7 protein-coding genes are annotated in these 7,146 nt (G+C 34.5%); 5 read left to right on the top strand and 2 right to left on the bottom strand.

Annotated elements, in window-relative coordinates:
• The coding region (locus AC2D8I_RS15580) for a PKD domain-containing protein (protein ID WP_484706988.1) at positions 1 to 2,307 on the bottom strand (2,307 nt) is incomplete at its 3' end.
• A 14-nt stretch (positions 2,308 to 2,321) separates the two neighbouring features.
• Positions 2,322 to 2,792, bottom strand: coding sequence for a hypothetical protein (locus AC2D8I_RS15585; protein WP_484706989.1), 471 nt, complete (start codon positions 2,790 to 2,792; stop codon positions 2,322 to 2,324).
• Between the two features lie 162 nt (positions 2,793 to 2,954).
• Between AC2D8I_RS15585 and folE the strand changes: the two genes are divergently transcribed.
• The 5 genes from folE (at position 2,955) to AC2D8I_RS15610 (ending at position 7,014) form a co-directional block, all read left to right on the top strand.
• On the top strand, positions 2,955 to 3,632 hold the full coding sequence (gene folE, locus AC2D8I_RS15590; RefSeq protein WP_484706990.1) for a GTP cyclohydrolase I FolE: 678 nt from the start codon (positions 2,955 to 2,957) through the stop codon (positions 3,630 to 3,632).
• 21 nt (positions 3,633 to 3,653) lie between these two features.
• Positions 3,654 to 5,138 carry a cysteine--tRNA ligase gene (gene cysS, locus AC2D8I_RS15595; protein ID WP_484706991.1) on the top strand — a complete coding sequence of 495 codons (1,485 nt, stop codon included), beginning with the start codon at positions 3,654 to 3,656 and terminating at the stop codon, positions 5,136 to 5,138.
• A 45-nt stretch (positions 5,139 to 5,183) separates the two neighbouring features.
• Complete coding sequence (yidD, locus tag AC2D8I_RS15600) at positions 5,184 to 5,417, top strand: membrane protein insertion efficiency factor YidD (RefSeq protein ID WP_484706993.1); 234 nt, start codon at positions 5,184 to 5,186, stop codon at positions 5,415 to 5,417.
• Positions 5,418 to 5,581: 164 nt separating this feature from the next.
• Positions 5,582 to 6,508, top strand: a complete 927-nt coding sequence (lgt, locus tag AC2D8I_RS15605; RefSeq protein ID WP_484706994.1) for a prolipoprotein diacylglyceryl transferase — start codon at positions 5,582 to 5,584, stop codon at positions 6,506 to 6,508.
• Between the two features lie 26 nt (positions 6,509 to 6,534).
• A complete protein-coding gene (locus AC2D8I_RS15610) occupies positions 6,535 to 7,014 on the top strand; it encodes a DUF192 domain-containing protein (protein WP_484706995.1) in 480 nt (159 codons plus the stop codon).
• The last annotated feature ends 132 nt before the right edge of the window (positions 7,015 to 7,146 follow it).

Genomic DNA, 7,146 nt, shown 5'->3' on the forward strand with positions numbered 1-7,146 from the left:
TGCATCTAGCTGACTTTCATAGTAGGTTACCGTAACATTTGCTGGATTTTGCGCCCCTAATATTGTTGTGGTCTGTGTTGTTAAATCAAAAACCTCAACACCATCGTTCGATAAATCATCACATACCTCCATATCTAAAGGTTGTATCGCTATTGCCCTAGGGTTCACTATTAAATTAAACACCGGCGTTGCTTGTACAAAGTAACAAGTAGCATCTACAGCTCCTTCTATTCTTACAAAAATAGGTTCTGGATTAGCCACGTTAGTATACGGGCTAACTAACGCCCCTACTCCGCCGTCTGCATCTGCAAAACTCAAATGATAGGTCACAATGAAATCTGCTGCTGCCTGCGCTCCTAATATTGAAGCCGTTTGAGTTTCTAAGTCGAAAGCTTCAACTCCATCATTTGTAATGTCATCACAAACTTCCATATCAGCTGCTGGATTTATTAATGGCTGAGGCGTTACATTCAGTGTAAACGATTCTATTTCATAACAATCAGAGGTTAAATATTCTATTCTTACAAAAATAGTTTGAGGTGCCCCTAATATTGCAGTAGAAGAATATGCTCCTGGTGTAGCTATTACAGCTGTATCTGCTTCTGCATCTGCGAGTGTTTCATGATAAGTAATATTTAAATCACCTGCATTCGGGGAAGCTGCCAAAATTATTGGAGTATTTTCTGTTAAATCAAAAATATATGGTGCTGCACCAGGATTACAAAGTGCTAAATCATTTGGTAGATCATTAATAATTTCTGGAAGCATATCTATACAGACTTGCTCTGTATACTCACACCCAAAATCGTCGGTAGTTCTATATGTAAAACAATGTGTTCCCGCCGTAGGAGGAGCTACTGTAATTACATTTCCTACGGTCCCTGTTATAGAGGGATCCGGATCCCAGCCTTCGGTTACTGTTACAGGGGTAAATGATAATTCCGGAGGTTGTAATGCTGGATCAAACTCTAGTCCCCATGAAAACACATGTCCATTATCAGAACCTAGATTATCAACTATTCTAATACACCAATCCCCATTTAATGGGCTCCCTAACAAATCATTAAAATTCTCAACAGGCAAATATGTTCCTGGAGCCCATGAAGGCCCTGGGTCATTAGAACCTGCAATAACTGTAGGTGCATCTTGTAATAGAACGGCAGCGTTTAAAGAAAAACAGTAATCCGCCCCAACACCTGGATCGTCTGTGTTATCATCATTAGCACCTCCAAAATAAGTACCTCCCCCTGCTTGATCAAACAATTGAACTTCAGAGCCATTAGGGCTCCTTACAAATATATCCAAATCCCCTGAATATGAATGTTCTATATTCATACACACATTAATTAACTGATTAACATCTGTTAGCGTTGCTAAAGAATCGTAACAATCGACAGTAATGCATGTTGAATATTGTGCACCACTACCATCAGGGAGAAAAGTAACTCCACTAACAGGAGGTGTACAATCGTTTATAAATTCGACTGGCGTTACTACACCAGATATTGTTGTATCCTCTCCAAAACAAATGACACTATCCGCAGCTTCTGTACCTGTAAAATCTGGCTCTGTAGCAACTTGTATCACTTGATTTATTAAATTTGTATTCGCACAACCTAAGGGGTCTGGATCTGTATTTGCATCTCGAATATTTAAATTCACTATATAAACGCCTGGTGTATCGTAAGAAAACGTAGCCGTTTGTCCTGCTAGAGTATTCCCGTCTCCTAAATCCCATTCATAAGAAGCGCCAGCCCCGCTTACTGAAAATACGCCACTTCCGACTAAAGTGATATCTTCATCAGGGCAAACTCTTATATACCCTTCTGCATTGGGTGCTGGTGTCGCTGTATCTATTTGAGAAACGATCGTTTGACATGGTTCAAAGCATGATAATATGGCTTCCCATCCAGTAGTCGTAGCAGTACCATCTGAAACAAATTCAAGCGTAAGACACCCTGTAGGATTCTCTAGCGTAGCAACGACTAACCCTGGATTATTTGCTGCTCCTCCTCCTTCAAACTGTCCAAACGCTGGTGCAGCAGTACTATCACCATTATATATAGTTAATATATCTGCTCCTCCTTGTGTATTGAAAGCAGTAAAATCGATTTGCATTAAATTCCCTGCTTCATCAGGACAAAGCGTTAAAACAAAACTTTCACTGCTACTGTAATTTGCGGCAGCGCCTCCAGAATCATACAAAGTCCCCGAACATTGAGTTACGGTTCCCGTATGCATCAAGACATCTTGAGAAAATGCAAAGCTTGAGATTAGTAAAAGGGATAATATTATTAATTTATTCATTAGAGTATTTTTTTTTATTCGTGTTGAGATTTAATGGTTATAAAATAATTGGTGTTTCCTATTCTATATATAGACTGTCCTTTTCCAAAGAACTTAAGGTTATATTTAAGCGGATTAAATGTAGACGGGTTATAACTCGTATCCATTTTAAGGTTTTCGTTATATATGTTGAATAATCCGACTTGGGTTAATGTCTGGTATTTATCAGTATGAGGTATGAGTTTTGAGTTAGACTTTATTTCAATTCTATTTCTCAATAAGTGTTTAAAATCTTTTAAACGTTGGGGCTTACTTAAAACATATTCGTCTAGTTTATCTACAAAAACCTCTTTTAACATTTTAAGTTCGTTAGGCTTTAAGGGGGCTTTTACATTTTCCTTGTAATTAACAAGTTTTAACCTTTGTTTTTGCTCATTCTGTGCTGTTACAATAACAACATTTAATGAAAACAATATCAATAAAACATAGGGTATTTTTAATCTCATTTTGGTATATTTTTTTTAGGTTTTAAATGTAATAAAAAAATAATTAACACTTTGTTAATACTACTATTATAATAGTTATACAACAATTCAAATTTAAAATCCCCTACCACCTGTATGACTTTTTTATTACTTATCTTTGTAGCCTTAATTCTTTTTGAATAAATGAAAATTGATAATACAAAAGAGAGCTACGATGATATAGGTGAAAATCACGTAGGTACATCTACAGAGACTCCTATTAGAAAAGATGCTTTTGAAGTTTCTAGTAAAGAAAAAATTGAACTCATAAAAGAGGATGTAAAGCACATTATGGAAACCTTGGGACTAGATCTATCCGATGATAGTTTAAAGGGGACGCCTAATAGAGTTGCTAAAATGTTCGTTAACGAAATTTTTGGAGGTTTAGATCCTAAAGCGAAACCTAGCGCATCCACCTTCGACAATAAATATAAGTATGGCGAAATGTTAGTTGAAAAAAACATCACGGTTTATTCTACTTGCGAACACCACTTACTACCAATTGTAGGTAGAGCACATATTGCCTATATCTCTAATGGCACGGTTGTTGGCCTATCGAAAATGAATCGCATAGTTGATTATTTTGCAAAAAGACCTCAGGTACAAGAACGACTAACTATTCAGATTGTTAAAGAACTACAAACTGTTTTAGGAACCGATGATGTTGCTTGTGTCATCGATGCCAAGCACTTATGTGTAAATTCTCGTGGTATTCGTGATATTGAGAGTAGCACTGTTACTTCGGAATTTGGGGGGCAATTTAAAAATAAGGAAACCAAAAGAGAGTTTTTAGATTATATTAAATTAGACACAAAATTCTAATCTAAATAAAATACAATTTTAATGCAGCTTTTTCAAAATCAGCAAATCAAGATATACAATTCTTTAAGTGGTAAAAAAGAAAACTTTAAACCTATAACAGAAGGCTACGTTGGCATGTATGTTTGCGGCCCTACAGTATATAGTAATGTACATTTAGGTAATGTGAGAACATTTATGTCTTTTGATATGGTGTTTCGTTACTTAAAACATTTAGGGTATAAAGTACGTTATGTAAGAAACATTACAGATGCTGGGCATTTAGAAAATGATGCTGATGTTGGAGAAGACAAAATCACAAAAAAAGCTCGGCTGGAAGAGATTGAACCCATGGAGATTGTACAGCGTTATACTGTCGATTTTCATAATGTGTTAAACACTTTTAATTTTTTACCTCCAAGCATTGAACCTACAGCTACTGGTCACATTATTGAACAAATTGATTTGATTCAAACCATTATAAATAATGGCTTTGCTTATGAAATAAACGGCTCTGTTTATTTTGATGTTCATAAATTTGATAAAACCAATGAATATGGCAAGTTGAGTAAACGTAAGTTGGAAGACTTGATACATAACACTCGTGAACTTGACGGACAAAGTGATAAAAAGAACCCTCAAGATTTTGCGCTTTGGAAAAAAGCAGAACCAGAACACATTATGAGATGGCCTTCGCCTTGGAGTGATGGTTTCCCTGGATGGCACTTAGAATGTACAGCTATGAGCACAAAATATTTAGGAGAACAATTTGATATTCATGGAGGCGGAATGGATTTAAAATTCCCACACCACGAATGTGAAATAGCACAAAATGAAGCTGCAAAAGGCAAATCCCCAGTAAATTATTGGATGCATGCAAACATGCTCGAATTAAACGGACAACGCATGTCTAAAACAACGGGGAACACTGTTAATCCTGAAGAATTATTATCTGGAAACAACAACTTCTTTAGTAAAGCATACACTCCAAGTGTTATTCGTTTTTTCACGGCACAATCGTCTTACAGAAGTATATTAGATCTTACAGATGACGGTTTGGCTGCAAGTGAAAAAGGCTTCAATAGATTAATGGATGGGATTAATGATATTGATAATATAAAACCATCAAAAGCAACTTCCAAGTTTGATATTTCAAATTGGAAACAGAAGTGTTACGATGCAATGAATGATGATTTCAACTCACCGATTCTTATTGCTCATCTTTTTGAAGCTGTAAAATACATTAACCAGTTAAAAGAAGGAAGTGCGAGCATAACTACTGAAGATTTAAAGACGTTAAAGACAGTAATATGCACGTTCACATTTGACATTTTAGGCCTTAAAAATACCGTTAAAGAAAACGTAGGAGCCGATAAGTTATCTGGAGCTGTAGCGGTTTTAATAAAATTAAGACAGGAAGCCAGAGCAAACAAAGATTTTGCGCTATCCGACAAAATTAGAGATGAACTTGCAGAAGTAGGCATTCAATTAAACGATGGTAAAGAGGGAACTTCTTTCACAACTAATTAACTCGTTTCCAAACACATGGACAAGAAAGGAGTACTTTAAAAGATTATGAAACACATTTTAATTGCACCTTTCTTATTTATTATTAAAGTTTATCAAACTTTAATTTCTCCTTTTACACCAGCAACTTGCAGATACCAACCAACCTGTTCCCATTACACAAAAGAAGCCTTATTAAAACACGGCTTACTAAAAGGCGGACTATTAGCTATTAAGAGAGTTTTTAGTTGCCACCCATGGGGAGGTCGCGGTTATGATCCTGTTCCTGATAAAGAGGACTAATATAAAACCTTTTTTTTCGCCTAATCTAACTTATTAAAGCTTCTATTGCAATACCTTTAAATAACATACATTATTTTACCCGCTTTATTATTCGGTTAAAAACCTATTAAATTAGATACAAATAACATCCAAAATCATATATTTACAATTATAAAATTAAACTTATGCTTTTATTACAATTCGATTGGAATCCTATAACAGGAATAGATATCGTTGGAAATTTCAAAATACATTTTTATAGTTTAATGTGGGTTGCAGCCTTTGTTGTGGGGTGGCACGTTATGAAACGTATTTTTAAAAGGGATAATATCAAGATTGAATATTTAGATCCTCTTTTTATTTACACCGTCTTAGCCACAATGCTAGGTGCCAGATTGGGGCATGTTATTTTTTATCAACCAGAATTGTTTTCTCAAGATTTCTTTAGTGTCTTTTTACCTTTTAGATTCAATCCTAGATTTGAATTTACTGGGTTTTCCGGATTAGCTAGTCACGGTGCAGCCATAGGTATTATTATTGGGATGTACTTATATCGTAAAAAATATAAATACAAGTCGTTAATGTGGATCTTGGATCGTGTTGTAATTCCCGTAGCTTCTGGAGCTGTATTTATTAGAATTGGTAATTTTATCAATTCTGAAATTATTGGAAAAGTTACAGATTCTCCATTTGGTGTTCGTTTTATTCAAGAAGAATATAACAAAAGAGAAGTAACGCAATTAACGGGAATTAAAAACTATAAAAAAGCTTATCAAGCACTAACTAATAACCCTAAATTTCAGAGTGTACTTGAAGCTGTTCCTTTTAGGCATCCTGCACAATTATATGAATCGTTTTGTTACATTTTTGTATTCTTAATACTTGTTTATTTTTATACAAAAACGAATAAAGGAGAGCAAGCAGGCTTCTTATTTGGCTTATTTCTAGTATTACTTTGGACGGTACGTTTCTTTGTTGAATTTGTAAAAGAAGCTCAAAATCAAGAACGCGCAGACTGGTTATTAAATACAGGACAATGGTTAAGTATTCCATTTATTTTAATTGGCTTCTATTTTATGTTTGTCTATAAACAAAAAAATACAACTAAGTAATCATGACCGTTTTAAAATCGCTAATTTTGAAAACCTTATGCTTTTCTTTTCTTTTTATCTATGCCTGCAAAAAAGAAGACAAAGTTATTAAACAAGTAAATATTCCTTTTACAAAAGAAGGAGAACTAGCGCTTTTTAAAAACTCTAATGACAGCATTATAACAAATCTTGATATTGAATTTGCTAAAACAGATCACGAAATTCAAACGGGATTAATGTATCGTAAATCGATCAAAGAAAATCAAGCTATGCTTTTTATCTTTCCAAAAGCTCGCGAACGTTATTTTTATATGAAAAACACCCGCATTCCTTTAGATATAATCTTTCTAGATCAAGACAAAACTATTGTAAGTATTCAAGAAAATGCGCAACCATTTAATGAAACGTCTTTGGCTTCAAATGCGAAAGCACAGTATGTATTGGAAGTCAATGCTGGTTTTACAAAAACATGGCAGCTTAATATTGGAGACAGAATAGATTATTCAGAACTGCCTCTAAAAAATTAAGCCTTACAACCAAAAAGTTTAAATAAAATGACACTATCCTAAAAAGTGTGTAAGTTCAAAATTTCAGGGTTAGGTTATTTATATCCTAATCCTGTTTTCAAATATAGCTAAAAATTGGTTTAGTATAAGTCC

Source organism: Lacinutrix sp. YIN62 (genome assembly GCF_057219185.1).